Source organism: Micromonospora sp. NPDC048063, from assembly GCF_043202855.1.
In the GTDB taxonomy this organism is placed as follows: Bacteria; Actinomycetota; Actinomycetes; order Mycobacteriales; family Micromonosporaceae; genus Micromonospora.
This window is the reverse complement of sequence record NZ_JBIDBG010000013.1, coordinates 1-25,007: the sequence shown is the minus strand read 5'-3', so window position 1 is coordinate 25,007 and position 25,007 is coordinate 1. Positions and strand designations below refer to the sequence as shown.

The following is a 25,007-nucleotide window of genomic DNA, read 5'->3' as shown; positions in this document are numbered from 1 at the left end:
CCCGGTCGACCGGCGGCGCGGCACCTGGTCGACCTCCGGCCGAGCGGGGGCGGCCGGTGGCCGAAGGGGGCGGCCGGCGGCCGAGCCGGGCGGTCAGCGGAAGAAGGCGCGCAGCAGTGCGGCGCTCTCCGGCTCCAGGACGCCGCCGTAGACCTCCGGCCGGTGGTTGAGCCGGCGGTCGCGCAGCACGTCCCAGAGCGAGCCGGCGGCCCCGGTCTTCGGCTCCCACGCGCCGAACACCACAGTGGACACCCGGGCCAGCACGAGCGCGCCCGCGCACATCGTGCAGGGTTCCAGGGTGACCACCAGTGTGCAGCCGTCGAGCCGCCAGCGGCCCGACCGCTCGGCGGCCCGGCGCAGCGCCAGCACCTCGGCGTGCGCCGTCGGGTCGCCGGTCAGCTCCCGCTCGTTGCGCCCCGTCGCCAGCTCGGCGCCGTCCGGCCCGTAGAGCACGGCACCGACGGGGATGTCGTCGGAGGCGTCCTCGCCCGTGCCACCGGGGGGCTCCGCCGGCCCGGTGACCGCGACCTCCAGCGCCCGGCGCATCCACAGCTCGTGCCGCTGCCGCCGGCCGGCGCCGTCCGGGTCGGCCAGCCCCTCGTGCGCGCCGGGCCCGACCCGGCCGACCGAGCCGGGGGTCGGCTGCCCCGGCCGTACGGTCTCCAGCGCCGGATCGGTGGCGTCGGCCGGCTCCCCGCCGCCGGCCCCCGACCGACCCGGCCCGGCGGCACCGGACGGGTCAGACCTCACGCAGCTCCTCGACCTCGTCGGCGCAGCCGAGCATCAGGCACACCTCGGCGGTCACGTCGGCGGGCATCATGCCCTCCTGCGCGCAGAGGTTGAGCAGCTTCTGCGCGGGGATGCCCAGGTCGGCCAGGATGTCGGCGTCGCCGACCGGGTCGGCCTCGGGGTCGACGGCGGGCTGCTGGCTCTCCTCGTCGCCGGAAGGGGCCGGGCGCGGCTCGTCGGTGTCGTCCACCCCCGTCACCGAGGTCTTGAGGTCTCCCACCAGCAGCGCGCCCAGCCGGGACTCCTCCGCGTACGCCGAGTCGGAGCCGAAGACCCGCAGGTCCTCCCCCTCGTCCAGGCGCAGGATCACCAGGTACGCGTCGTCCGCCTCGACGAAGAGCAGCGACAGGTCGGCATCCTGGTCGACGTCGCGCAGCCGGTCGGCGACGTCGTCGACGTCGGTGACGCCCCGCAGGTTGACCTCGGCCGCGGTCCAGCCGCCGCCGTCACGCACGACCGCCGCAGCGAAGTACGACACGGTCCCCCCAAAAGCCTCGGCACGCCGACCCGTTACGCGTGCACGTTAGCCGGTCGGGTCGGCAGACGACCGGTCAACGCCCCGAAGGGCCGGTCAATCCTGAGGAAACTCTCTCAGCCGGCGACGCGACGGCGGGTGGCGATGAGTTCCCGCAGCCGCTCGCTCCGCACCCGCTGCGGCCGCTCGCGCTGGCGGACCGCCCGGGCACCCGCCAACTCGGCGAGGAGCTGCTGGCGACGACGGCTGCGCTCGGGATCGAGCCGCGGAGTGGTCCAGGCCATACCGCCGAGAGTGCCGAGTCCGTGCGGCCACGTCAAGACGGGATTCGCTGCGCAGCCGACCCGCGACGCAGCGCAGCCGCGCCCGCCGCCCGGACCTCCCCGGGACCGGGGACTACCAAAGCGGCCAGTCCCCGCTCGACGCCCAGCGCACCGCCACGACGGCGGCGGCGATGCTCCACCCGCCGGCGGTGACGATCGCGACCCCGGTGGCCACCCCCCGGTCGCCGGCGCGGACCAGCAGCAGCGCGGCCAGCCAGGCCAGGCCGCCAGCCGCCACCGTCCACCAGGCGTACTCGGACACGCTGCGGCCGAGCAGGCCGAACAGGAGCAGCCAGACGGTCGCCGCGCCGCCGCCCACGGCGACGCCCACGCCGGTGACCGGGTGCGGCTCGCGGTAGGTGGGCCGCGACGGCGGCCCGGCGGGGAAGAGCCCCGAGGGGGCACGCGGCGCCGGGCGCAGGTCCGGGTCGGGCGGGAAGGCGTACGGTCCGGTCGTCACCTGCGCCTCCCCTCTGCCGTGCGGCTCGTCCCACCGTACCGACTCTGTCAGGATGTCCGGATGCCCTCGCCGACGATCCGACGCCGCCGCGCGCGTCCGGCGTACCCGGTCCTGCTGCTGCTCGTGCCGGTGCTGGCCGCCGGCTGCGCGACGAGCCGGCCCGGGACGGCACCCGGCACCCCCCGCCCGAGCCTGCCGGCCACGGCCGCGCAACCGGCGCCGTCGTCCGCCGTCCCGACCGACGCCGCCCCGACCGGCCCGTCGGCGGTGCCGACCCGCGCCGGGCTGCCGCACGTCTTTCCGGTACGCGCGGCGAACGTCGCCTACCACCCGACCCACTCGGCCTACCCGGGGACGGACATCTTCGCCGACTGCGGCGAGCCCGTGGTGGCGGTGACCGACGGCCTCGTCCTGGAGGTCAGCCGGGTGGACCGGTTCGACAAGCGGGGGCCGCGAGGGCCCTACAACGGCGGGCTGTCGGTCTCGCTGCTCGGCGACGACGGGGTGCGCTACTACGGCTCGCACCTGCGCCGGATCGCCGACGGGATCGACGCCGGCGTGCGGGTGCGGGCGGGGCGGCTGCTCGGCGAGGTCGGCCGGACGGGCAACGCGAACAACGTCTGCCACCTGCACTTCGGCATCTCCCCGCCGTGTACGGGCCGGGACGGCTGGTGGATCCGGCGGGGCGTGGTCTGGCCGGCGCCCTACCTGAACTCGTGGCGGCGCAAGGGCAACCGCGAGCCGGCCGCCGAGGTGGCCGCGTGGCACCGCCGGCACGGCTGCCCGAAGGCCTTGGCGACGACCGGCTGACCGCGCCGCAGGTCGTCCCTGCGACCGGCGGCGCGGAGGCGTATTTTCCTTGGAATGAGCGCCCGGGACCCGATCGCCGATCTCCGCCGGATCGCCTTCCTCCTGGAGCGGGCGAACGAGGCGACCTACCGGGTCCGGGCGTTCCGGTCGGCGGCCACGGCCCTCGCCGCGCTGCCGGCGAGGGAGGTGGCCGAGCGGGCCCGCACCGGCAAGCTCACCGAGCTGTCCGGGGTCGGCGACGTCACCGCCCGCTGCGTCGCCGAGTCGCTCGCCGGCGAGGAGCCGGTCTACCTGCGCCGGCTGGTCGCCACCGAGGGCACCGACCTCGACGCGGCGGCGACCGCGCTGCGCACCGCGCTGCGCGGCGACTGCCACACCCACTCCGACTGGTCCGACGGCGGCTCCCCCATCGAGGAGATGGCGCTCGCCGCGGTCGAGCTGGGCCACGAGTACCTGGTGCTGACCGACCACTCGCCCCGGCTGAAGGTGGCCCGGGGCCTGACCGCGGACCGGCTGCGCCGCCAGCTCGACCACGTCGCGAAGGTCAACGAGGCGCTGCCGGAGGGCTTCCGGATCCTGACCGGCATCGAGGTCGACATCCTCGCCGACGGTTCGCTGGATCAGGACGAGAAGCTGCTGGCCCGCCTCGACGTGGTGGTCGGCTCGGTGCACAGCGGCCTGAACGACGAGCGGACGAAGATGACCCGGCGGATGCTGGCCGCGATCGCGAACCCGCACCTGGACATCCTCGGCCACTGCACCGGGCGGATGGTGTCGTCCCGGCCGGCCGGCGTGAAGGGGCCGGGCGACCGGGCGCACCGGCCGCGTACCCGGTCGGAGAGCGACTTCGACGCGGACGCCGTCTTCGCCGCGTGCGCCGAGCGCGGGGTGGCCGTGGAGATCAACTCTCGGCCGGAGCGGCAGGATCCCCCGAAGCGGCTGATCCGTCGGGCCCTGGAGGCCGGCTGCGACTTCGCCATCAACACCGACGCGCACGCCCCGGGGCAGCTCGACTGGCAGCGGTTCGGCTGCGAGCGCGCCGCCCTCTGCGGGGTGCCCGCCGACCGGGTGGTCAACACGTGGGACGCCGACCGGCTGGTCGACTGGGCGCGCGAGCACGCCGCGCGCTGAACCCTCGCCTCGCCGGCCGCCCCGGGCCGGGGCGCCCCGTCGACACCGCGCGGCGCCGCCCAGCGGTAGGTGGCCCGCGCAGCCCGCCCGGCGACGTCGGCCGGGGCCGCTCAGCGAGGGGTGGCCGGCACGATGGCCGGCGCGGGCGGCGCGGCGGCGTCGGCCGCCGGCGGACGCCGGCCGATCAGGCCCTGCGAGACGGCGACGCCGAGCAGCACGATCAGTGCGCCGACCGGCTGGTGCCAGGTGAGCCGCTCGTCGAGGGCGAGGGCGCCGATCAGCACCGCGAAGACCGGGATCAGGTAGGTCACGGTGGAGGCGGTGCTCGCCCCGGCGACCCGGATGTTGCGCATGTTGATGACGAAGGCGAGGCCGGTGCCGAGCGCGCCGAGCGCCAGCACGCTGGCGACCACCTCGACCGAGAGGCCGGTCGGCGCCGGCGGCGCCCCCGCGACGAACGGCGCGACGACCGCGAGCTGGGCCGCCGCCATCAGCAACTGCGCCGCCGAGAGCGAGAGCCCGGAGTGCGCACTGCCGGCGACGAACTTCTTCTGGTACGGGATGGCGACGCCGTAGCAGGCGGCGGCGCCGAAGCACATCAGCTGCCCGACGAAGTGCGCCCCGCCCACGCCCTGCCAGACGCCGAGCACCACCAGCACGCCGACGAAGCCCAGCGCCAACCCGACCGCGCGGCGGACGGTCAGCCGCTCGGTGCGGAACACCAGCACCGCCAGCGGCAGCACGATCAGCGGGGTGGTCGCGTTCCAGATGCCCGCGAGCATCGACTCGACCCGCTGCTCGCCGTAGCCGAAGAGGGTGAACGGCACGGCGACGCCGAACGCGGCGACGACGGCCAGGTGCGCCCAGACCCGGGGCTCGGTGGGCAGCCGGTCACGGAGCACGGCGAGCACCACCAGCAGCGTCACCGCGCCGGCGACCACCCGGTAGAGGGTGAGATGCAGCGGATGCAGCTCCTCGACGCCGACCTTGATGAACAGGAAGCTGGAGCCCCAGATCGCCGCCAGCGCGACGAACCCGGGCAGCCAGCTCCGCAGCGCCGCCCGGTCAGGGGTGATATCCGCTGTCACTCCTGACACTCTGCCGCAGCCCCACGACAATGTCCCGCGACTTTCGGACGCCGTGTCGACCGCCACAGCAACCGACTTACATTGGAGACGTTGACCAGCCGAGGAGGTGGCCACCCGATGGCGATGCCGATGCGGTTCGACCCGCTCACCGATTTCGACGGGATGTGGACGACGCGACTCGCCGACCGTTACCTCCCGCTGCCGGAAGTGCCGGCCGCGCGTTACGAGTGCATCGACGGAAGGCTGGTCATGACACCCGCCGAGGTGGGCACCAACAGCTACGGGGAAGCCAAGCTGATCCGTCTCCTCGGGCCGGCCGCGGAGACCGCCGGCCTCTACGTGTACGGCCAGGTGAACCTCACCTTCACTCCGCAGCGGTGGATCCAGCCGGACGTGACCGTCCTGCACACCCTCCCGGCGGACGACGAGGAGGACCGCTGGATCCCGGTGAAGCTGTGCACGATGGCCGTGGAGTTCGTCTCCCCCGGGAGCCGGCGGCAGGACTTCGTGGACAAGCCGCGCCGCTGCGCCGAGGGCGGGGTGCCCTACTTCATGCGGATCGAGATCACCCGACGGCTGCGGCACGTGTCGGTCGAGCTGTACTCGCTCGACGAGGAAGGTGCGTACGTCATCCTGGCGGAGGCGCTCGGCGGGCAGCGGCTCCACGCCGACGCACCGTTCCCGATCGACTTCGACCCTGCCGACCTGCTGCCCTGAACACCGCAAACACTCTCGACAACTCGGCGGTCGCGTCGCGTAGGGTCGCAGCGTGGGACGAATCGATGACCTCGCGAACCGGTACGTGGCCGACTGGGCGCCGCTGAGCCCGACCGGCGCCACCTACGTCGGCATTGCCGGCTACGACGGCCAGCTCGACGATCTGTCACCGGACGGATACGCGGCCCGGGCCGGGCTGATCCGACAGACCCTGGCGGACCTGGACGTGACCGAGCCGGAATCAGAGTCGGAACGGACCGCCAAGGAGGCCATGCAGGAGCGGCTGGGCCTCGACCTCGCCCGCTACGAGGCGGGCGAGACGACCAGCGAGGTGAACGTGATCGCCAGCGGCCTGCACGAGGTCCGCATGGTGTTCGACCTGATGCCCACCGAGGGCGACGACGCCAGGGCCAACATCGCCGCCCGGCTGAACGGCTTCGCGGGCGCGCTGGAGGGCTACAAGGCGACGCTGCGTGAGGCGGCCGCCGCCGGCCACGTCAGCTCCCGGGTGCAGTTGGTCGAGGTCGCCAAGCAGTGCGACATCTGGACGGACCCGGATGGCGACAACTTCTTCCACGGGCTGGTCGAGCGGCTGGACGCCGACGGCAGCCTCGGTGCCGAGCTGCGCCGAGGCGCGGCGGCGGCGACCGCGGCGACCGCCGAGTTCGGGCAGTTCCTCCGCACCGAGCTGGCCCCGCTGGGCCGGGAGAAGCAGGCCGCCGGCCGCGAGCGCTACGAGCTGGCCTCGCAGTACTTCCTGGGCGCCAGGGTCGACCTCGACGAGACGTACGCCTGGGGGTTCGAGGAGCTGGCCCGGCTGGAGGCCGAGATGCGGGCGGTGGCCGCCCGGATCGTCGGCCCCGGCGCGACCATCGACGAGGCGGTCGCGGCGCTGGACGCCGACCCGGCCCGGACCATCCAGGGCAAGGAGGCGTTCCGGGACTGGATGCAGGCGCTCGCCGACAAGGCGATCAGCGACCTGAACGGCACCCACTTCGACATCCCGGAGCAGGTCCGCCGGATCGAGTGCTGCCTCGCCCCGACCAGCGACGGCGCGATCTACTACACCGGCCCGAGCGAGGACTTCTCCCGCCCCGGTCGCATGTGGTGGGCGGTGCCGCAGGGCGTCACGGACTTCTCCACCTGGCGCGAGGTGACCACCGTCTACCACGAGGGCGTGCCGGGTCACCACCTCCAGGTCGCCCAGACCGCGGTCCGCGCCGAGCTGCTCAACCGCTGGCAGCGGCTGCTCTGCTGGGTCTCCGGGCACGGCGAGGGCTGGGCGCTCTACTCGGAGCGGCTGATGGACGATCTGGGCTACCTGGACGACCCGGGCGACAAGCTCGGCATGCTCGACGGGCAGGCGTTCCGGGCTGCCCGGGTGATCGTCGACATCGGCATGCACCTGGAGCTGGAGATCCCGAAGGACAACCCGTTCGGCTTCCACCCGGGCGAGCGCTGGACACCGGAGCTGGGCTGGGAGTTCATGCGGGCGCACTGCCGGGTGCCGGACGAGAACCTGCGCTTCGAGCTGAACCGCTACCTCGGCTGGCCGGGGCAGGCCCCCTCGTACAAGGTGGGCGAGCGGATCTGGCTCCAGGCCCGCGACGAGGCGAAGGCCCGCAAGGGCGCCGACTTCGACCTGAAGGAGTTCCACCGCCAGGCGCTCGACCTGGGCTCGCTCGGGCTCGACCCGCTGCGCAGGGCGCTCGCCCGCCTCTGAGGTGCGGTGCGGGGCCGGAGGGACACCGGCCCCGCACCTCGATGTCGGAGGACCGTCGCCCACCTGCCACGGTGGGCGACGCCCGGCGACCTGCTACCGGTCCCCGGCCTCGCCGTCGCCGCCCCGCACGGGCGCCCCGGACGTGACCTCCTGCTGCTCCGCCGACGCGGCGGCGTCGCTGTCGTCGGCGCGGTGCCGCGCGGCGGCGGTGGCCCGCCGACCCGAGAGCACCAGCCAGAGGCCGACGAGCAGCGCCAGCGCACCGATGACCGCCAGCCCGAGCGGGATGGTCCGACCGATCAACTGCAACTTGTCCCGGTTGTTCCCGGCGGACTCCACGCTGTTGGCGATGGTCTGGTCGGTGTAGACGAAGTCGGCGTCCAGCAGCGCGGTGGCCGTGCCCTGGTCCGGCACCAGCGTCTTCTTCTGCTGCTCCCGCACCTTGACGAAGTTGCCGCTGACCGGCTCGACCCAGATGGTGCGGGTGTTGCTGTACATCACCTTGCCGCTGGTCGCGCCCGGCGCGAACGCCCCGAGCAGGCCGCTGACCCGGTCGGCCGGCAGGCCCAGGTCGGTCTCCTCGATGACCTGCTGGAACCGGTACGCCTCGATGCCGTCGACCTTCTCGGTGCCGTCGAACCGGATCGGCAGCGCCTTGCGCACGTCACGGTCGAAGTACTCGTAGTCCTTGCGCTCGGTGTGGAACGGGAACTTGTAGACCTGCCCGCCGAAGGTGACCTCGCTCGGCCCCTCCGGCCCGTCGGCCTGGAGGAACTGCTTGTCCCACCCGACCGCGGCAGCGGTCCGCCGGTCCAGCGCCAACTCCGCGGAGTACTGGCTGATCACCTCACCGGTCTGGGTCCACTTGACCGTGCCGTACGCGCCCCAGACGACCGCCTCGCCCTCCAGGTCGCCGGTCATCTCCGCCTCGGTGACGCCGGCCTGCGGCGCCACCTCGGTGGTGGCCTCCAGCGTGCCGGTCTGGACCGTCGGCGGGGCGTCCTTCTTCAGCTGCAGGAACTTCGCGTTCTCCGCCACCGCGACGCTCGGCTTCAGGCACCCCTCGGGCTTGCCCTCCGCGTTGCAGAGTGCGAGGTCGTACGGCAGTTTCGTCACCGTCGGTGCCACGAAGAACGCCGCTCCCGCGGCGAGCACGAGACACAAGACGCCTATCCCGAACAGCAGGGCGCCCAGGCGAGCCTTCACTGATCCTCCCAACAAAGACAGTCAGCCGGTGTCCGGCGAGGGGGTCCTGTCCCTAAACTTGGCCGCAGGTTACTCCCGGGTTACATATTCACGCGACCCTCTGGACGGTTGATGTCTGCCCCCACCACCGATCAGGGCCTCCGCCGGCTGCCCGCGCTCGACGCCGTACGGGTGATCGGCGCGCTGGCCGTCGTCGGGCACCACGTCGGGTTCGCCACGGGCGCGAACACCGGCGACTCGGGGCTGGGCAGCTGGCTGTCCCGGCTCGACGTGGGCGTCGCCGTCTTCTTCGTGCTCTCCGGGTTCCTGCTCTTCCGCCCGTACGCGCACACGCTGGCGACCCGGCAGCGGCCCCCGTCCGCCCGGCGCTACCTGTGGCGACGCGCGACCCGGATCCTGCCCGCGTACTGGGTGACCGTGGTGGTCTGCCTGCTGGTGCTGCCGCAGAACCGGCCGGCGTCCGCCGGCGACTGGTGGCGGCACCTGGCGCTGGCCCAGATCTACGAGCCCCGGCAGTTGCGGCACGGCCTCAGCCAGACGTGGAGCCTCGCCACCGAGGCGGCCTTCTACCTGCTGCTCCCGCTGCTGGCCGCGCTCCTGCTCGGCCGGCGCTGGCGTCCCGGCCGGACGACCGTCGTCATCGTCGTGGCGGGGCTGGCGGTCACCGCCGGCTGGGTGGCCCTGATGGGGCTCGGCCTGCTCGACCTGGGCCTGCACACCATGTGGCTGCCGTCCTACGCCGGCTGGTTCGGCGCCGGCATGGCGCTGGCCACCGTCCACGTGTCGCTGCGCACCGGCACCGGGCACCGGTGGCGGTGGCTGGACGACCTCGGCACGGCGCCGCTGGCGTGCTGGTCGGTGGCGCTGGCCGCGCTGGCCGTCGCCACCACGCCGATCGGCGGGCCCCGGGACCTGGCCGAACCCACCGCCGCCCAGTTCGGGCTGAAGATGGCGCTGTACGCCGTGGTGGCGGTGATGCTGGTGCTGCCGGTGGCGTTCGGGCCGGACACCCGGACCAAGGCCGTCCTCGGCGGCGTCGTCGGCCGGTGGCTCGGCCGGGTCTCCTACGGGCTGTTCCTCTGGCACCCCTTCGTGCTGGAGGGGATCTACCTCCTCACGGACCGGCCGAACTTCACCGGCGACACGGGCCAGATCTTCGTGCTCACCGTCGCCGGCGGGCTGGTCCTCGCCGCGCTCAGCTACTACGCCGTCGAGCGCCCCTTCCAACGCTGGAACGGGCCGTGGCCGCGCCGCGGCGGGAGCACGACCGAGAACCAGAGCACCGTCACGGCCGCGACCGCCGCCAGTTGAGGCACCGCCGCGGTGTGCCCGCCGCGGGTCACCGCGTACCAGCCGGCCAGCGCGAAGCAGCCCACCGGCAGCCAGCGTCCGGCCACCCGGTACAGCCGGTGCAGTCGGTGCCGGTCCGGCGGGTGCAGCTGCGGCTCCAGCACGTGACCGGCCAGCACACCGGCCGCCGCCAGCAGCGCGACCGCGACCGCCGCCAGGCCACCGAACAGCAGCAGCGCCACCCCACCGAAGAGCAGGGCGAGCAGTCGGTGCCGGCGGCGGCGCGCCGGAGCCGCCAGCGGTGGCGGGACACGCCGGCTCGGCAGCGCGGCGGCCACCCCGACCCCGCCCAGCAGGATCGCGCCGACGCCCAGCGCCACGACGTAGCCGTCGTCCGGGGCGAACCGGAGCAGCACCTCGCCGGAGAAACCGGCCGGCACCAGCCAGCCCTGCTGCCAGCCGTCCACCACGAACGGGGTGAGCCGCCTGCCGCCCGCGGTGGCCTCCCACCCCGCGTTGGCGTTCTCCCGCAGGGCCAGCACCCGCTGGCCCGGATACGCGTCCAGGTGCAGCGACCGCCGGGTGGCCGCCCAGCCGTCCACCCGGACCGGGGTCTGGGTGGCCTCCGGCACGCCCGCCGTGCCGGCCGCGCCGCCGTCGGTGCGCCCCGGAACGACGGCGTCGGGGGTGAGGACGAGCCGGGCCGGCGTTGCCAGGCGGCTCGCCGTCGCCACCACCCGCACCTCCCCGCCGGCCAGCGGCAGCGGATCCTCCGCACGGGCGCCGCAGAGCACCGCGTCCACCTCGCGCAGCTCCACCAACTCCCGCCGGCTGGCCACGAGCGCCGTCCGGCGCCGGTGGGTCCCGACCTCGACGGTGGGCCCGGTGCCGCAGGGAAGCGTGACGTGCTCCTCCGGGTCGTTGCGCAGCACCGGGCCCTCGGGCAGCACGATCAGCTCGCCCACGCCGACGGGCAGGCTCCGCGACAACCGCCGGTACGGGTCAAAGGTGTTGGCCGGCACGACGTCGGAGATCAGCACGGTGATCTGGTCGGTCTTCAGCGGCCGGTCGAAGACCAGGCTGCCGCCCTCGTCGAAGACGCCGCCGCGCATGCCGCCGTCCCCGATCACGGTCGCCTGCCACGGGCGGGCGGCCGCTGCCGTGGGTGGCAGGGTCACCTTCAGCCCGGCGATCTGGCGCGCCTTGGGCCAGGTCAGGCGCAGCCACGGCTGCCGGTCCGACGCGGCGGCGTACCACGTCGTCGCCGGGTCGCCGTCGACGACCGCGCCCGGCCGGGCCGCGGGGTGGGGAACGCCGATGCTGGAGGCGGCGACCGCCGGGCTGACGCCGCGCGCGACGGCCGCCTCGCCACCGCCGTCGAGCAACGCGTTCAGGGCACTCCCCGCCCGGGGGCGTACCCGCAGCGCCACGTCGTAGCCGGCGGCGATCGGCAGGCTCAGCGTCCGGTCGATCCGGTCGCCGTCCTCGGACTCCCTGGCCAGCCCGCCGTCGCAGATCGGCCGGCCCTCGTCGAAGACGCAGGGCGAGGCGCCGGCGGCGGCCGTGAGCACCACGGCCGCCGGGGCGGCGCTGGCCGGCGGCGCCGGCACGGCCAGGGTCCGCTCGACCCGCAGGCCGGGGATGGACAACTCGGCGATGCCGACGCCGCCGAAGCCGGCCCGGATGTCGAAGACCTGGTCGACGGAGACCCGGATCCGGCGGGTCGGGTGGCCGGCGGGCACCGTGACCTGCACGCTCTGGCCCGGGTTCTCCACCACCGCCTGCTGGTTGCCGGCGGCGACGGTGATCCGGGTGGGCAGGGAGTCGGCGCCGGTGTCGAAAACGAGCCCCACGTCGCGGACCACCTGCGGCTCGGTCAACTCCACCTCCAGCCACTGCTCGGTGGCCAGGGTGCCCGGCGCCGAGCGCCAGGAGGTGGCGAGGCTGCCGTCGAGCGCCGCGTACGGCTGGTGCGCCGGCCGGCCGCCGACCAACGGCTGGGCGTCCGACCAGGAGCTCGACGCGGTGACCGACTCGATGCCGAGGTAGCGCACGGTGGTCGCCTGGTCCTCGCCCCACGGCGGCAGGTAGTCCCGGGCGGGCGCGCCGAGCCGCGACTCGTCGGCGGGTGTCATGGTCGCCGAGGCGTTGTCGTGTGGTTGGCCGAACGCGACCTCACGCCGACGCAACCCGTCGGTGAGCACCACCGGGCTGCCGGCCAGCCCCGCCGGCCGGTCCCCCGCCAGCACCGTCGGGGCGTCCGAGAGCCGGCCGGCCGCGGCGACCTGGAGCAGCGACTCCGGCCCGCCCACCACCGTGGTCAGTCCCTCCGTGTCGTACGCGACGACCGGGCTGACCGGCTTCTCGACCTCGTACACCTCCAGGGCCCGGACCTTCACGTCCAGCCCGTGGTCGACGAAGTTGCCGGGCAGTTGGCCGCCGCCGACCTCCGGCCCGAAGGCGCGCACCGCACGGATGCCGGGTGAGCGTTGCAGCGCCTGCCGGACCACCACCGGCTGGGTGGCCCCGGAGCGCCCGTAGTCGAGATCGGAGCGGAGCAGCAGGTACCGCACGCCCGAGCGGGCGAGCAGGTCGGCCAGCCCGGCGGAGCCCTCGCCGTTGGCCAGCGCGGCCTCGACGGTGTCGAGCAGGCGGATCGTGCCCGGCGGGGTGAGCGGCACGGAGCTGCGCACCGCCCAGCCGCTCTCCAACAGGGGCTGGGTGACCTCGTCGCTCGGGCTGCCCCAGAGGTAGCGGGGGAAACGGGCGGCGGGCACCACCAGCACCCGGTCCATGCCGAGGTTGCGGTCCAGCCAGGACGTCGCCTGGTGCCAGTAGCCGGGCACCTCGCGGAAGCTGCCCTGGGCGGGCAGCCCGGCGGCCAGGGCGGGCGCGGCCACCCCGGCGACCGCGACGAGGGCGGTGCCGGTGACCAGGGTGGCACGCAGCCGCACCGGCTGGAGCAGGCGGGGCAGGCCGGGGTTCAGGTCGGGCCGGTCGGCCGCCCGGGCCGCCCGCGCCACCAGCCCGAGCAGGTGGGCCAGGCCGAGGATGAGCGGCAGCCGGAGCACCACGTCGAACTTGTGCACGTTGCGCAGCGGTGCGCCGGCCGCGTCGAGGAAGTCCCGCTGCGTCTGCGCGCCCAGCCCGTCGACCGCGCCGACGTGACCGAGCCCGACCAGGGCCAGCCCGACCAGCAGGCCGGTGATCAGGAGACGCCGGTGCGGCATGCCCCGCCGGGCCAGGCCGACCAGGCCGAGGCCGGCGACCACCAGGGTCGCGACGACCAGCGGTCGCTCGGTGGCCAGCCGCCAGCCGGCAGACCAGGGCGGCCCGTACGCGCCGTTGAGGTACGCGTGCCAGTGCGAGGCGCCGCGCAGCACGGTGGTCGTGTCGGTGGGTGCGGTGGTGACCGGCGCCGTCTCGATGTAGTCGAGGAACGGCGGACTGTACCGGCCCAGCAGGAGCAGGGGCACCAGCCACCAGGCGGTCGCCGCGCCCACCGCCAGGCCCCAGGCGGCCAACGCCGTGATCCGCAGCCGGAACGGGTGCAGGCCGACCAGCAGGAGGCCGGCCAGCGGCACGACGGCCAGTACCGCCGTCGCGTTGACGCCCCCGGCACACGCCACCACCAGCGCGGACCGGGTGACCGCGCGGCGCACCGACCCGCCTCGGGCCAGCCCCACCAGGGGCACCAGCACCCAGGGGGCGAGGGCGCTCGGCCACGCCTCCACCGAGATCGGGCCGAGCTCGGTGACCAGCCGGGGGGAGAGCGCGAAGGCGACCCCGGCGACCAGCCGGGCCCCCGGCGTGCCGACGTGCAGCCGCTCGGCCAGCCGGACCACGCCGGTGCAGGCCACCGTCATGAGCAGCGCCCACCAGAGCCGCTGCACCACCCAGGCCGGGATGGCGAGCAGCTTGCCGAGGAGGAAGAACGGGCCCATCGGCCAGAGGTAGCCGTACGCCTGATTCTGGAGCTGGCCGAAGGTCCCGTCCGGGTCCCAGACGTGCAGGGCGCGACTCAACCATCCGGCCGGATCGACCGCCAGGTCCACCTTGGTGTCGATGGCGATCAGGCCTGGATCCTGGAGGAACGCCAGGGCCGACAAACCGAGACAGACCGCGACCAAGCGAAGACGCCACACCCTTGTCGATGTGTCGTCCGGCCGGTCGGTCAGCTCCGGACGGGCCGGCGCCTGCTGCATGTCGCCTCCGATGGGGCATTGCGGGGGGCGTGACGAAGCCCATAGTGTGACGCGACGCGAAGACTACTCGGCAGTAGGAGTAAGTGTGGAAGCACCGCCTGCCGCCAACCGGCACGTACTTTTCCTCAACTGGCGTGACATCCGGAACCCCGAGGGCGGCGGCTCGGAGGTGTACGTCGAGCGGATCGCCGGGGAACTCGTACGCCGGGGCCACCGCGCCACGCTGCTCTGCGCCACGCACTCCGCCGGTCCCGCCGAGGAGGTCACCGCCGACGGGGTGCGGGTGCTGCGTCGCGGCGGGCGGCACACCGTCTACCTGCGTGCCGCGTTGATCTACCTGGCCGGAGCGCTGGGCCTCGGGCCGCTGGCCCGGCGCCGGGGTGGCCGACCGGACGTGATCGTGGACGTGGGCAACGGCCTGCCCTTCCTCTCCGCCCTGTACGCCCTCTGTCCGGTGATCGCGCTGGTACACCACGTGCACCGGGAGCAGTGGCCCGTGGTGCTGGGCCGCTGGCTGGCGCGCTTCGGCTGGTGGGTGGAGTCCTGGCTGGCCCCGCGCGTCTACCGCCGGTGCCGGTACGTGACGGTCTCCGAGGCCACCCGCCGGGAGCTGGCCACCCTCGGCATCGATCTCGCCCGCATCGCCGTCGTGCACAACGGCACGCCGGACATGCCAGTCGGGCCGGTGCCGCGCACCCCGCACCCGTCCCTGGTGGTGCTCGGCCGGCTGGTGCCGCACAAGCAGGTCGAACTGGCCCTGCACGCGGTCGCCGGGCTCGCCGGCGAGCTGCCCGGCCTCACCCTCGTGGTCGCCGGTCAGGGCTGGTGGGAGCCGCACCTGCGCCGGCTCGCCAGCGAGCTGGGCATCACCGACCGGGTCCGGTTCACCGGCTTCGTCAGCGACGCGGAGAAGGGGGAACTGCTGGCCAGCGCGTGGGTCGCGCTCACTCCCTCGCTGAAGGAGGGCTGGGGGCTGACCATCGTGGAGGCCGGGGCGGTGGGCACGCCGACGATCGCGTTCCGCGGCGCCGGCGGGGTCGAGGAGGCGCTCGTCGACGGCGAGACCGGCCTGCTCGCGGACGACGTCGACGACTTCGTCGCCAAGGTGCGCGTGCTGCTCACCGACCACGCCCTGCGTACCGCGATGGGCGCGGCGGCGCGGGCGCACGCGGCCCGCTTCACCTGGCCGGTCTCGGGCGAAAAATTCGCGGCCCTCGTGGCGAGGGCCGCGAACGTTCGGGTGGTGGTGCCGGCGGAGCAGATGGAGCCGGTGGAGCCGTCCTACCTCGCGCCGTAGACCAGCGGCTTGTTGGCGCCACCGCTGCCACCGTCCGAGCTGGTCCGCGCGGACTGCTCGGCCTTGGCGGCCTCGGACGACGAGGTGCCGGTGAGGGTGGTGGCCAGCGCCACCGACCCGATGACGCCGAGAGCGACCGCGATCACTCCGGCGAGAACCAACGAGAGAGCACTGCGCATGGTGCTGACTTCCTCCTCGTGAGCTGCGTGCGCGGGACGTTACCACCAAGTAGCGACGGTGGGGAGGGCCACGAGGACGATCGATACCAGCCGGTGGGCGCGCTCGCGGCCGGTCAGCCGCCCGCCATCGGGTTCTCGTACAGGGTCAGGTCCGTGCCGGCGTGCACCTCGCGGAGCCCGACCAGCATCGCCGGGTCCACCCGGTGGCCGCCGGCCACCCGTTGCACCACCACCCAGCGCACACCGGTGGCCGTCACCGGAGCACCGGTGGCGAGCACCCGCCGCACCTGCGCCGCCCGCGGATTCTCCCCGCTCACCTCGCTCGGGCCGACCCAGAGCGTGTCGTCGACGAGGACGTCGGCGTCGACATAGCGGGGCAGCGGGTCGAGCGCCGTCCGACCGCCGTTCCACGGGTACGCCCGGTAAGCCCCGAACGGCAGCGAGAGCACCTCGCCCGGCCGGCCGTCGAGGCGGGCGGCGACGGCGTTCCAGTCCGCCGGATAGGCCACCGGTCGCAGCCGGCCGGCCGCGCCGAACGCCAGGTCCGGCAGCACCACCACGGGCAGGACCAGCGCCCCGGCGAGCACCGCACCCGCGCCCACCCGACCGACCCGACCCGCCGCCTCGGCCAGCCGCTCCACGCCGAGCGCGAACCCGACGGCGACCAGCAGGGCGTACGGGACGAGGAACTTCTGCCCGTCGCGCAGCACCCCGGCCCCCGGCACCGTGGCCACCGACCACTCCAGCAGCCCGCCCAGGCCGGGCAGCACGCCCAGAGCGGCGAGCAGGAAACCGCCGGCCGCCAGCCCGGCGAGCCGGTGCGCGAGCCCACCCGACCACCGGCGGCTCAACGTCCGGTAGCCGAGGACCGCCACGGCCAGCACGACGGCGGTGGCCACCGGCGCCAGCGGGGACGAGCGGCTCTCCGGCGTCGTCTGCGCGTTCCAGATCCCGCCGGTGCCGGCCAGCGCGCCGAGCGCGCCACTCCAGTTCTCCGCCCGCGCCGCGAACGCCGCCACCCCGTCGGGGTCGGTCCGGGCATCCGCCCGGGTCAGGGCCGCCGCCACCAACCAGGGCGCGTTCAGCAGCAGCACGAGCCCCACCGCAGCCGCCCCGACCCGGCCCCCGGCCCGCCGCGACGCCAGCACGACGGTGCTGGCCAGGGCGATGAGGCCGCCGGTCGGGGTCACCGCCGCGGGCACGGCGGCCAGCACCAGCAGCGGCAGCGCCCGCCGCCCACCGGCGCGCAACCGGAGCACCGCCGACACCAGCCAGGGCAGCGACGCGTACGCCAGCAGCAGGCCCCAGTGCCCGATCAGCAGCCGTTCCGCCAGGTATGGCGTCCACGCGTACCCGACGGCGGCCACCAGCCGGGTGACCGGGTGCCGCGCCGGCACCAGCAACCCGGCGCCGACGGTGGCGAGCAGCAGCACCGCGACCAGCACCAGCCGCTGCACCAGCCAACCGGGCACCACCTGACTGGCCAGCGACACCAGGGCGTCCAACGGCACCGCCCGGGGCAGCGAGTCGGACGGGACGACGAGTTCCGCGCGCCACGGCTGGTGCGGCACGAAGACCATGTCGTAACTGAGCACGTATCCGGGAGCCGCCAGCGGAGCCAGCACCAGCAGGGTGACGGCCAGCCCGAGCCCGGCGAGCATCGACCTCTCCCGCAGGGTTGACCTCCTCACTACGCTGACCGGGCGTGGCACCGGCGTGGCGCCACTGTACGCGCGCCCGCCGCACAGCCGGGAGTGCCGGCGACCCGGGGCGGTGATGGGAACGGATTCGGACAGGCGCGGCCGGGCGACCGGTCTCGGCGCCGCAGGGGTGGCGGTGACGCTGGCCGGCGTCTTCGTCAACGGGCTGGCCTACGTGGTGCCCGTCCTCGGCGCCCGACACCTCGACCCGGCGGAGCTGAGCGCGCTGGCCACCCTCCTCGCGTTGGGCGCGATAGGCGGTGTGGCCGGCACCGGGCTGCAGATCGCGGTCGCCGTGCACCGGGCCCGCCACGGCCACGCCGCCACCACGCGACCGACCCTGCTCACGCTCGTCGTCACCGCCGTGCTGCTCGCCGTGACGCTGCCGGTGGCCGCCGTGCAGCTCCGGCTGGCCGCCCCGGCGGTGCTGCTGCTCGGCGTGCTCACCGTGGCGGTCGTCGCGGCCGGCCGCTGGCTCGGCGAGTTGCAGGGCGACCAGCGCTTCCTGCGGCTCGCCGGCGGCATGGCGCTGCTCGGCGCCGGACGCTACGGGGGCATGGTGGCGGGGCTCTCGCTCGGCGGCGGGCTCACCGGGTCGCTGCTGGCCGGGGCGGTCACCTCGGTCCTGGTGCTCGCCCTGCTGGTACGCCTCAACCGGGGCTCCGGCATCGACCCGACGGCACCCTCGCTCGCCACCCGGACCGTGCTCACCGCCAGCGGCGCCACGCTGGCGATGCTGGTCGTCTCGTACGTGGACCTGCTGCTCGCCCGCCGCTTCCTACCGCCGGACGTCTCCGGCACCTACGCCGTCGGCACCGTGCTGACCAAGGGCGCCCTCTGGGCGCCGCAGGTGGTGACCGTGATCGCGCTGCCCCGCCTGGCGAAGGGTGACCGCCGCGCCCTGGTCACCGCGCTGGCCCTGGTCGCCGGCGCCGGGGCGGTGCTGGTGCTGGGCTCGGCGCTGGCCGGCGGGCTCGCCTTCCGCCTGGCCGGCGGCCCGGCGTACGCCGGGTCCGGCCGCTACGCCCCACTCTTCGCCGCCACCGGCGCACTGTACGCGGTGGTCTTCATCCTGGTGAACGCCCGGGTCGCGGCATCGGCCCGGTGGCCTGCCGCTCCACTGTGGCTGTCGACGGTGGTGTACGTGGCCGCGGTCGCGACCGTCGTGCCACGGAGCATCGCCGGGATCGCCGGGGCGGCCCTGGTGACGGCGGCCGTCACCGCCGTGGCGACCGGGCTGCTGACGATGGCCCACGAACGCGGCGGCAGGGCGAAACCCGCCCGGACGGCCACTACCCATCCACCGGGAGCACATGTCACAGTGCGGGACGGATAACCAGGAGACGGGGGTTTCTGGTGAGCGTCAGCATGGCCACGACCGGATCCCGCCGACGGGAGGCCCGTCCGCACACCCGCTGGCTGCTCGTGCTGTACGCCGCCGCGCTGGTGGTCAGCCTGACCGCCGGCGTCCCCGGCCGGGCGCGGGCCGAGGGCGGCATGTCGGCCGAGCGGCTCACCGCCCTCTTCGACCGCTACGGCGACACCTCGGGCCGGTGGAACGGCGCCGACCGGACAGCCTCCGTCCGACTCCCCGACGGCCGGCTGCTCTGGCTCTTCTCCGACACCTTCCTCGGCCCGGTCGATCCGGACGGTTCCCGGCCCGACACCGCGTCGTTCATCAACAACTCGATGGTCGTGCAGCAGGGCGAGGAACTGCGCGAGACCGTGCACGGCGGCACCGCCGAGGAGCCCGCTTCGCTGGTGCCACCACCGGCCGCCGACCAGTTCCACTGGGTCGGCGACGCCCAGGTCGTCGGCCAGAGCCTCCAGATGCTGGTCAACCGCTACCGCCGGACCGGCGCCGGCCCGCTGGACCACGTCCTGCTGGGCACGTCGCTGGCCACCTTCGCGTTACCCGGCCTGGCTCCCACCGCCGTCCGGCCGCTGCCGCTGGGGCAGCGGATCTCCTGGGGCTCCGCGCTGCTCCGCGACGGCGGGCACACCTGGATCTACGGGACCGAGGCGAGCGGCGACACCAAGTTCGCGCACGTGGCCCGGGTCGCCGGGGACGATCTCACGGGCCCGTGGGAGTTCTGGACGGGCAGCGGCTGGGCGTCCGAGGTGGACCGGTCCGCCCGCGTCCTCAGCGGCGTCGGCACGTCGTACGGCGTGCAGCGGGTCGGGGACCGGTACGTGCTCGTGACCCACGAGAACAACCTCGTGTTCAGCGGCGACCTCGTGGCCTACTCCGCCGCCGGGCCGACGGGGCCGTTCGAGGGGCCGGACTACCTGCACAGCGCCGCGGAGACCGACGCCGGGCACCTCGTCTACGACGCCGACCTGCACCCCGACCTGGCCCGCCCGGGAAAGCTGCTGATCTCGTACAACGTCAACAACGTCGACGACGCGGTGACGTACGCCGACGCCGGCGTCTACCGGCCGCGTTTCGTCGAGGTCGACTGGCCCCGCCCCCGGCCGGACCGGGCCGACGTGCCGCCAGCTCCGGCCGCGCTCACCGCCGACGCCCGGGGCGCGGGCAACGCCGAGCTGCGCTGGCGTCCCGTCAGGGCCGATGACGACCCGCGTTACCTGGTCCACCGCCGAGACGTGACCGCCGGCCAGACCCACTTCGTCCGCATCGGCGAGCCGACCGCCGAGCCCCGCTTCTCCGCCGACTTCCTCGTCAACGGCCACGAGTACGAGTTCCGGGTGACCACGCTCGGGCGCCGGGGCGAAGGCCCGCCGTCGCCGGTGGCGCGGATGACCGCCACCGTGCCGCCACCTGCGCCGCCCGGCGGGCTGCGGGCGACGGCCGGGCGGACCGGGGACGTCGCGGTGCGCTGGGACCCGCTGCCGTTCGTCCAACTGTTCCGGCTGTACCAGCGCGACGTCACCTCGGGTCAGCGGGCACCGGCCCTGGTCGGCACGTTCACCGGCACCAGCGCGACCGTCGACTCGCTGTGGCACGCGCGGACGTACGAGTTCACCGTCGTCGCGGTCGGCGGCGGCGGGGACAGCCAACCCTCCGCGCCGGTCCGGGCCACCGCGTTCGTCACCCCGCCGGCCGCGCCGGCCCGGCCGACCGCCAGCCCCCAGCCGGACGGCGACATCCGGCTCAACTGGGCCGGCCTCGGACCGGGCGTCTCCTACCGCGTCTACCGGCGCGACGTGACGGCGGGCGAGACCCGCCTCGGCTCGCCGTCGCTGGACACCAGGGCGAACCACCTCGCCCGGTACCTCCGACACGACCACGAGTACGAGTTCGCCGTCAGCGCCGTGAACAGCGGCGGCGAGGGGCCCCTCTCCCCGCCGGTCCGGGCCCGGGCGCGGTTCACCGCGCCGAAGGTGGTGCCGGCCGGCCTGCGGGTGACGAAGATCGGGCCGGGTCAGGTGGAGCTGGCCTGGCGCTCGACCAACCCCGACGGATGGCACCGCGTCTACCGGCGGGACCTCACCGCCGGGGAGCGGGAATTCACCGAGGAGAAGGTGGCCGTGCAGGGCACCGAGGCCACCATCCACCAGCTGCGCAACGGCCACGAGTACGAGTTCGCGGTCGCCGCCGCCAACCAGGCCGGTCCGGGTCGGCTGAGCAGGCCGGTCCGGGCCACGCCGCGGCTGCCCACGCCGGGCGGGCTGGCGGTGACGGCGAGCGGCAACGGTGAGGCGCGGCTGAGCTGGCGTCAGGCCGGCCCTGGCCTCGCCTACCGCGTCCAGCTCCGGGATGTCACGTCCGGTACGAGCTGGCGGACGGATCCCTATCCCGTGGCCGGAACCGACTTCACCGCCGTACTGCTGACCCGGGGCCACCGCTACGAGTTCCGGGTCGCGGCCACCGACGGCGTCGACACGGGTTCGCCGTCCGCGCCCGTCGCCGTGCTCGTGGAGTGAGTCAGGCTCCGGCGGCGAGCCAGGATCGGAGCAGGTGGTGGTCGATCGAGTCGACCCGGCCGAGCGGCCACCCGGCGGCCACCCGCTCGCGCAGCTCGTCCCGGGTGAACCAGCGCGCCTCCAGCAGTTCCTCGCCGTCCACCCGCACCTCCTCGGACGCGGCGGTGGCCCGGAAGCCGACCATCAGTCCCGCCGGGAACGGCCACGCCTGCGACCCCACGTACGTCAGGTCGGTCACCGTCACCCCGGCCTCCTCGGCCATCTCCCGCCGGACGGCGTCCTCCAGGCTCTCGCCCACCTCCACGAAACCGGCGAGCGTCGAGTACGCCCCCTCGCGCGCGCCCGCGTGCCGGGCCAGCAGGCAGCGGTCCGGGGCTCCGGGCGCCTCGACCAGCACGATGACCGCCGGTTCGATCCGGGGAAAGAGGAGCCGGCCGCAGTCCGCCCCGGTGCAGGACCGGACGTGTCCCCCGCCCCGGGCCACGGTCGACGCCCCGCAGGCGCCGCAGAAGCGCTGCTGCCGGTGCCAGTGCAGCAGCCCCCGCGCGTACGCCTGGACGGCCGCCTCGGCCGGACCGAGCCGGCCGACCAACGCCCGGACGTCCACGGCGGCGCCCGCCCCGGCCGCCTCGACGGCGGCGGCCTCGGACAGGCCGGAAAGGTCCACCGCGAAGACGGCCGACGTGTCGTCGCCCAGGCCCAGGAAGGCGGTCTCGTCGGCGAGGGCGAGCACCCCGGCCGCCAGGTCGCCGGTCAACCGCACCGGCACGTCCTCCGCGACCAGGCAGCGGTCCCGCCAGAACGGCAGGACGACGCTGCCCGGGTCGGCCATCAGCGCCGCGATCCGCTCCGGGTCGGCGCGCAACTCCCCCGCCCGGTCCAGCCAGCCGCCGCCGTACGCCAGGACCGCCTCGTCCGCTCGCATGCCCCTACCGTGCCATGGCCGCCGCCGCGCCCCGCGCCCGGGCGGCCCCCCGCCAACACGCCACGCGACACGCGCTGCCGCAACGGGAGGGGCGCAGACTGCCGCCGTGCCGGGCCGCCGGTTACCGTAGGTGTCTTCCGGGCGGGGCGCGCGCTCCCCCTTGTGGTATGCCCCGATCGAGGTGACCGTGACGCTGTACGGCGAGAAGAACCCACCCGCCGACGACCGGCCCACCGTGCAGGTCACCGCGGTGACCTGGCCGGGTGAGGAGCCGGCACCCGTCGTGCCCGCCGGCCGACCGGGCGGAGGGCCCCGGTCGCGCCGGGTCCGCCTGCTGCTCGCCGCCGGTGTCGCCACGGCGGTGCTGGCCTCCGTGGCGGGGGTGGGTGCCTACGCGTACGCCGGTGACGTGCCCCGCGGGACGACCGTGCTCGGGGCGGAGCTCGGCGGAAAGAGCCGCGCGGACGCCGCCCGGGAACTGCGGGCGGCGCTGGACCGCCGCGCCGCCGAGCTCGCGGCCCCCCTGTCGGTACGCGTCGGCGAGCGGACCGCCGAGATCGTCCCGGCCGAGGTCGGCCTGGCGGTCGACGTCGACGCCACCGTGGCGGCGGCGGCCGAGGCGGACGCGCACGCGGTCGACCGGCTCGTCGGGTCCCGCGCGGTCCAGCCGGTGGTGACCGTGGACGTCGCCCGGCTCGACGCCGCCCTGAAGAAGGTGGCCGGCGACCAGGGCCGGAAGATGACGATGCCGGCGATCACCTGGAAGGGCACCACGCCGAAGGCGGTGCACCCGAAGCCGAGCCTCGCGCTGGATCCGGAGCGCTCCGCGCAGGTGGTGCGGGAGGGCTGGCTGAGCCGCCAGCCGGTGACCGTGCCGCTGGTCGAGACGCACCCGGCGACCACCGCCGAGGAGGTGGACCGGCTGGTCGCCGAGCTGGCGGAGCCGGCCGTCGCCGCGCCGGTCACGCTCACCACCGACAAGGGCTCCGTGCAGATCCCGCCGAAGGCGATCGCGAGGAGCCTGCGGTTCACCGCCGACGAGGCCGGCAAGCTGACCCCACAGGTCGACGTGAAGCGGCTGCGCGCCGCGCTCGGCGACGACCTGGCGACGATCGAGGTGCCGCCGAAGGACGCCCGGATGACCATCTCCGGAGGCAAGCCGAAGGTCGTCGACGGCAAGCCGGGGCAGCAGCTCGACAGCGCCGCCCTCGGCCGCGACCTGCTGGCCGTCCTGTCGAAGGCGGAGGACCGGAAGGTCACCGGCGAGCTGAAGCCGGCCGAGCCGGAGCTGACCACGGAGAAGCTGGCCGGGCTCGGCATCAAGGAGCGGGTGTCCACGTTCACCACCCGGTTCACCGGTGGGCTCTCCTCGCCGCGCAGCCAGAACATCATCACGATCGCCAAGGACGTGGACGGCACGGTCGTGCTGCCCGGCGAGACGTTCTCGCTCAACGGGCACACCGGTGAGCGCGGCTACGCCCAGGGCTACCGGGACGCCCCGGTCATCCTGAACGGCAAGCTGGTGCCGGGCGTGGGCGGCGGCACCTCGCAGTTCACCACCACGCTGTTCAACGCGACCTACTACGCGGGCCTGGAGGACGTCGAGCACAAGCCGCACTCGTACTGGTTCAGCCGGTACCCGGCGGTCATCGAGTCGACCATCTTCTGGCCGGACCTGGACTTCAAGTTCCGCAACAACACCGAGTACGGCGTCCTGATCGACACCTCGTACACGTCCAGTTCCATCACGGTGTCCGTCTGGAGCACCAAGATCTGGGACAGCGTGAAGACGGAGTACAGCCTGCGGCGCAACATCACCCAGCCGAAGACCGTCTATCTGGAGCCGGGCCCCACCTGCATCCCCGCCAGCGGCAGCCAGGGCTTCACCCAGGACGCCTTCCGGGTCATCAAGAAGGACGGCAAGGTCGTCAAGCGGGAGAAGTTCACCTGGCGCTACGACGCCGAGCCGCGCTTCATCTGCGCCCGCGAACCGTCCTGACGTCCGTCCCACTCCCGCACGTCGCTGCCCCGCCTGCCCCGCCGGCGGGGCAGTTCCTTTCCGGCGTACGCACACCCGCGCGGGCTCTGTTCCTCACCAGGCGGCGGATCTCGGACGGGTACGTGACTCCTTCGCCCTGATCGGGCGTGGGCCTGCCTCGGTCCGCGTCCCGTTCTGTGTGGCGGCCCGGGTGGGGTGGGGGTGGGCGCTGCCTAAGGCGTTTGTTGCGGTGTCGGGGTGGGTGGGGGTGGGCGCTGTCTGAGGCGTTTGTTGCGGTGTCGGGTGGGTGGGGGTGGGGGGGGGGGGGGGGGGGGGGGGGGGCGGGGGGGGGGGGGGGGGGCGCCCGCCCCCGCCCCGCCCCCCCCCCCCCCCCCACCCCCGTCGAGGTCACCCACCGCCCGCGCCTCCCGGCCCGCGTCCACGCCCACGTTGCGGGCCCGCGATAGGCCTTCTCCCTGTCTGCGGGGAGTTGTCGTCCGGCTCGACCCAGCCCAGCTCGGCAGGGCGATGCTCGACAACCATGGCAGCCACGGTGGTCGCGTTCATGCCCATGTTGCGGGCCTGCGGCAGCGCCCTTTCCCCATGTCGGCGGGATGAACTTGCCCGGTCCGCGGGTGCCTTCACCGCATCCCACCGGAGCGCTGTTCCGCGTCAGCGGATGAACCCCCAATGCGTTCAGGGCCACCCCGAAAGGGGTGGCCCTGAACGAAAGATTGTCCGGCGGTGTCCTACTCTCCCACACCCTCCCGAGTGCAGTACCATCGGCGCTGGAGGGCTTAGCTTCCGGGTTCGGAATGTAACC

Annotated in this window: 18 protein-coding genes, 1 rRNA gene and 1 pseudogene; 9 read left to right on the top strand and 11 right to left on the bottom strand. The window is 74.6% G+C overall.

The window, feature by feature from the left end:
• Positions 1–93: 93 nt before the first annotated feature.
• The 4 genes from ACGFZ2_RS26235 to ACGFZ2_RS26220 form a co-directional block, all read right to left on the bottom strand.
• Positions 94–546 (bottom strand): nucleoside deaminase, encoded by a 453-nt coding sequence (locus ACGFZ2_RS26235; protein WP_393458083.1) that lies wholly within the window; start codon positions 544–546, stop codon positions 94–96.
• Positions 547–739: 193 nt separating this feature from the next.
• Entirely contained in the window at positions 740–1,267 is a 528-nt protein-coding gene (locus ACGFZ2_RS26230) for a tRNA adenosine deaminase-associated protein (protein ID WP_393268564.1), read from the bottom strand.
• Between the two features lie 113 nt (positions 1,268–1,380).
• Positions 1,381–1,548, bottom strand: a complete 168-nt coding sequence (locus ACGFZ2_RS26225) for a hypothetical protein (RefSeq protein ID WP_350709602.1) — start codon at positions 1,546–1,548, stop codon at positions 1,381–1,383.
• A 112-nt stretch (positions 1,549–1,660) separates the two neighbouring features.
• Positions 1,661–2,047 carry a hypothetical protein gene (locus tag ACGFZ2_RS26220; protein WP_393268567.1) on the bottom strand — a complete coding sequence of 129 codons (387 nt, stop codon included), beginning with the start codon at positions 2,045–2,047 and terminating at the stop codon, positions 1,661–1,663.
• Positions 2,048–2,107: 60 nt separating this feature from the next.
• Here ACGFZ2_RS26220 and ACGFZ2_RS26215 point away from each other — a divergent pair, with 60 nt between their 5' ends.
• Together ACGFZ2_RS26215 and ACGFZ2_RS26210 are read left to right on the top strand one after the other, a co-directional pair.
• Positions 2,108–2,857, top strand: coding sequence for a M23 family metallopeptidase (locus ACGFZ2_RS26215; protein WP_393457821.1), 750 nt, complete (start codon positions 2,108–2,110; stop codon positions 2,855–2,857).
• A 54-nt stretch (positions 2,858–2,911) separates the two neighbouring features.
• A complete protein-coding gene (locus ACGFZ2_RS26210) occupies positions 2,912–3,988 on the top strand; it encodes a PHP domain-containing protein (protein WP_393268571.1) in 1,077 nt (358 codons plus the stop codon).
• A gap of 110 nt (positions 3,989–4,098) precedes the next feature.
• Here the strand turns inward: ACGFZ2_RS26210 and ACGFZ2_RS26205 are convergent, their stop codons facing one another.
• On the bottom strand, positions 4,099–5,076 hold the full coding sequence (locus ACGFZ2_RS26205; protein WP_393268574.1) for a DMT family transporter: 978 nt from the start codon (positions 5,074–5,076) through the stop codon (positions 4,099–4,101).
• A 117-nt stretch (positions 5,077–5,193) separates the two neighbouring features.
• On the opposite strand from ACGFZ2_RS26205, the gene ACGFZ2_RS26200 reads away from it, so the two are divergent.
• Positions 5,194–5,793: a Uma2 family endonuclease gene (locus ACGFZ2_RS26200; protein WP_393268576.1), complete on the top strand. Its 600-nt coding sequence runs from the start codon at positions 5,194–5,196 to the stop codon at positions 5,791–5,793.
• A gap of 52 nt (positions 5,794–5,845) precedes the next feature.
• Complete coding sequence (locus ACGFZ2_RS26195; protein ID WP_393268578.1) at positions 5,846–7,516, top strand: DUF885 domain-containing protein; 1,671 nt, start codon at positions 5,846–5,848, stop codon at positions 7,514–7,516.
• 93 nt (positions 7,517–7,609) lie between these two features.
• Here ACGFZ2_RS26195 and ACGFZ2_RS26190 read toward each other — a convergent pair whose 3' ends face one another.
• Positions 7,610–8,722 carry a DUF3068 domain-containing protein gene (locus ACGFZ2_RS26190; protein ID WP_393271163.1) on the bottom strand — a complete coding sequence of 371 codons (1,113 nt, stop codon included), beginning with the start codon at positions 8,720–8,722 and terminating at the stop codon, positions 7,610–7,612.
• A 111-nt stretch (positions 8,723–8,833) separates the two neighbouring features.
• Between ACGFZ2_RS26190 and ACGFZ2_RS26185 the strand changes: the two genes are divergently transcribed.
• Complete coding sequence (locus tag ACGFZ2_RS26185) at positions 8,834–10,033, top strand: acyltransferase family protein (protein ID WP_393457818.1); 1,200 nt, start codon at positions 8,834–8,836, stop codon at positions 10,031–10,033.
• Here ACGFZ2_RS26185 and ACGFZ2_RS26180 read toward each other — a convergent pair.
• Positions 9,925–14,217, bottom strand: coding sequence for an alpha-(1->3)-arabinofuranosyltransferase family protein (locus ACGFZ2_RS26180; protein ID WP_393457815.1), 4,293 nt, complete (start codon positions 14,215–14,217; stop codon positions 9,925–9,927). The genes ACGFZ2_RS26185 and ACGFZ2_RS26180 overlap by 109 nt on opposite strands.
• 85 nt (positions 14,218–14,302) lie before the next feature.
• On the opposite strand from ACGFZ2_RS26180, the gene ACGFZ2_RS26175 reads away from it, so the two are divergent.
• Positions 14,303–15,514, top strand: coding sequence for a glycosyltransferase family 4 protein (locus ACGFZ2_RS26175; protein WP_393457812.1), 1,212 nt, complete (start codon positions 14,303–14,305; stop codon positions 15,512–15,514).
• Here ACGFZ2_RS26175 and ACGFZ2_RS26170 read toward each other — a convergent pair.
• Positions 15,499–15,693: a hypothetical protein gene (locus ACGFZ2_RS26170; protein ID WP_393271155.1), complete on the bottom strand. Its 195-nt coding sequence runs from the start codon at positions 15,691–15,693 to the stop codon at positions 15,499–15,501. The two genes, ACGFZ2_RS26175 and ACGFZ2_RS26170, sit on opposite strands and share 16 nt — an antisense overlap.
• Positions 15,694–15,821: 128 nt before the next feature.
• Positions 15,822–17,354: pseudogene (locus ACGFZ2_RS26165) on the bottom strand (hypothetical protein); the annotation flags it as partial.
• A gap of 115 nt (positions 17,355–17,469) precedes the next feature.
• Here ACGFZ2_RS26165 and ACGFZ2_RS26160 point away from each other — a divergent pair.
• Positions 17,470–18,729 (top strand): polysaccharide biosynthesis protein, encoded by a 1,260-nt coding sequence (locus ACGFZ2_RS26160; protein WP_393457809.1) that lies wholly within the window; start codon positions 17,470–17,472, stop codon positions 18,727–18,729.
• A 32-nt stretch (positions 18,730–18,761) separates the two neighbouring features.
• The gene (locus tag ACGFZ2_RS26155; protein WP_393457806.1) at positions 18,762–21,281 is read left to right on the top strand and encodes a fibronectin type III domain-containing protein; all 2,520 of its coding nucleotides are present in this window, start codon (positions 18,762–18,764) and stop codon (positions 21,279–21,281) included.
• A gap of 1 nt (position 21,282) precedes the next feature.
• Here ACGFZ2_RS26155 and nudC read toward each other — a convergent pair whose 3' ends face one another.
• Positions 21,283–22,206, bottom strand: coding sequence for an NAD(+) diphosphatase (nudC, locus tag ACGFZ2_RS26150; RefSeq protein ID WP_393457803.1), 924 nt, complete (start codon positions 22,204–22,206; stop codon positions 21,283–21,285).
• Between the two features lie 181 nt (positions 22,207–22,387).
• On the opposite strand from nudC, the gene ACGFZ2_RS26145 reads away from it, so the two are divergent.
• Positions 22,388–24,205 (top strand): VanW family protein, encoded by a 1,818-nt coding sequence (locus tag ACGFZ2_RS26145; RefSeq protein WP_393457800.1) that lies wholly within the window; start codon positions 22,388–22,390, stop codon positions 24,203–24,205.
• Between the two features lie 715 nt (positions 24,206–24,920).
• On the opposite strand, the gene rrf is transcribed toward ACGFZ2_RS26145, so the two are convergent.
• Positions 24,921–25,007: ribosomal RNA gene (gene rrf, locus ACGFZ2_RS26140) — 5S ribosomal RNA — on the bottom strand; the annotation flags it as partial.

What these genes read in the sequence shown, in the direction of transcription:
- ACGFZ2_RS26170 (WP_393271155.1), bottom strand. Translation starts at nt 15,693, where the DNA reads ATGCGCAGTGCTCTCTCGTTGGTTCTCGCCGGAGTGATCGCGGTCGCT.
- ACGFZ2_RS26235 (WP_393458083.1), bottom strand. Translation starts at nt 546, where the DNA reads ATGCGCCGGGCGCTGGAGGTCGCGGTCACCGGGCCGGCGGAGCCCCCC.
- ACGFZ2_RS26210 (WP_393268571.1), top strand. Translation starts at nt 2,912, where the DNA reads ATGAGCGCCCGGGACCCGATCGCCGATCTCCGCCGGATCGCCTTCCTC.
- nudC (WP_393457803.1), bottom strand. Translation starts at nt 22,206, where the DNA reads ATGCGAGCGGACGAGGCGGTCCTGGCGTACGGCGGCGGCTGGCTGGAC.
- ACGFZ2_RS26200 (WP_393268576.1), top strand. Translation starts at nt 5,194, where the DNA reads ATGGCGATGCCGATGCGGTTCGACCCGCTCACCGATTTCGACGGGATG.
- ACGFZ2_RS26215 (WP_393457821.1), top strand. Translation starts at nt 2,108, where the DNA reads ATGCCCTCGCCGACGATCCGACGCCGCCGCGCGCGTCCGGCGTACCCG.
- ACGFZ2_RS26225 (WP_350709602.1), bottom strand. Translation starts at nt 1,548, where the DNA reads ATGGCCTGGACCACTCCGCGGCTCGATCCCGAGCGCAGCCGTCGTCGC.
- ACGFZ2_RS26160 (WP_393457809.1), top strand. Translation starts at nt 17,470, where the DNA reads ATGGGAACGGATTCGGACAGGCGCGGCCGGGCGACCGGTCTCGGCGCC.
- ACGFZ2_RS26155 (WP_393457806.1), top strand. Translation starts at nt 18,762, where the DNA reads ATGGCCACGACCGGATCCCGCCGACGGGAGGCCCGTCCGCACACCCGC.
- ACGFZ2_RS26180 (WP_393457815.1), bottom strand. Translation starts at nt 14,217, where the DNA reads ATGCAGCAGGCGCCGGCCCGTCCGGAGCTGACCGACCGGCCGGACGAC.
- ACGFZ2_RS26185 (WP_393457818.1), top strand. Translation starts at nt 8,834, where the DNA reads ATGTCTGCCCCCACCACCGATCAGGGCCTCCGCCGGCTGCCCGCGCTC.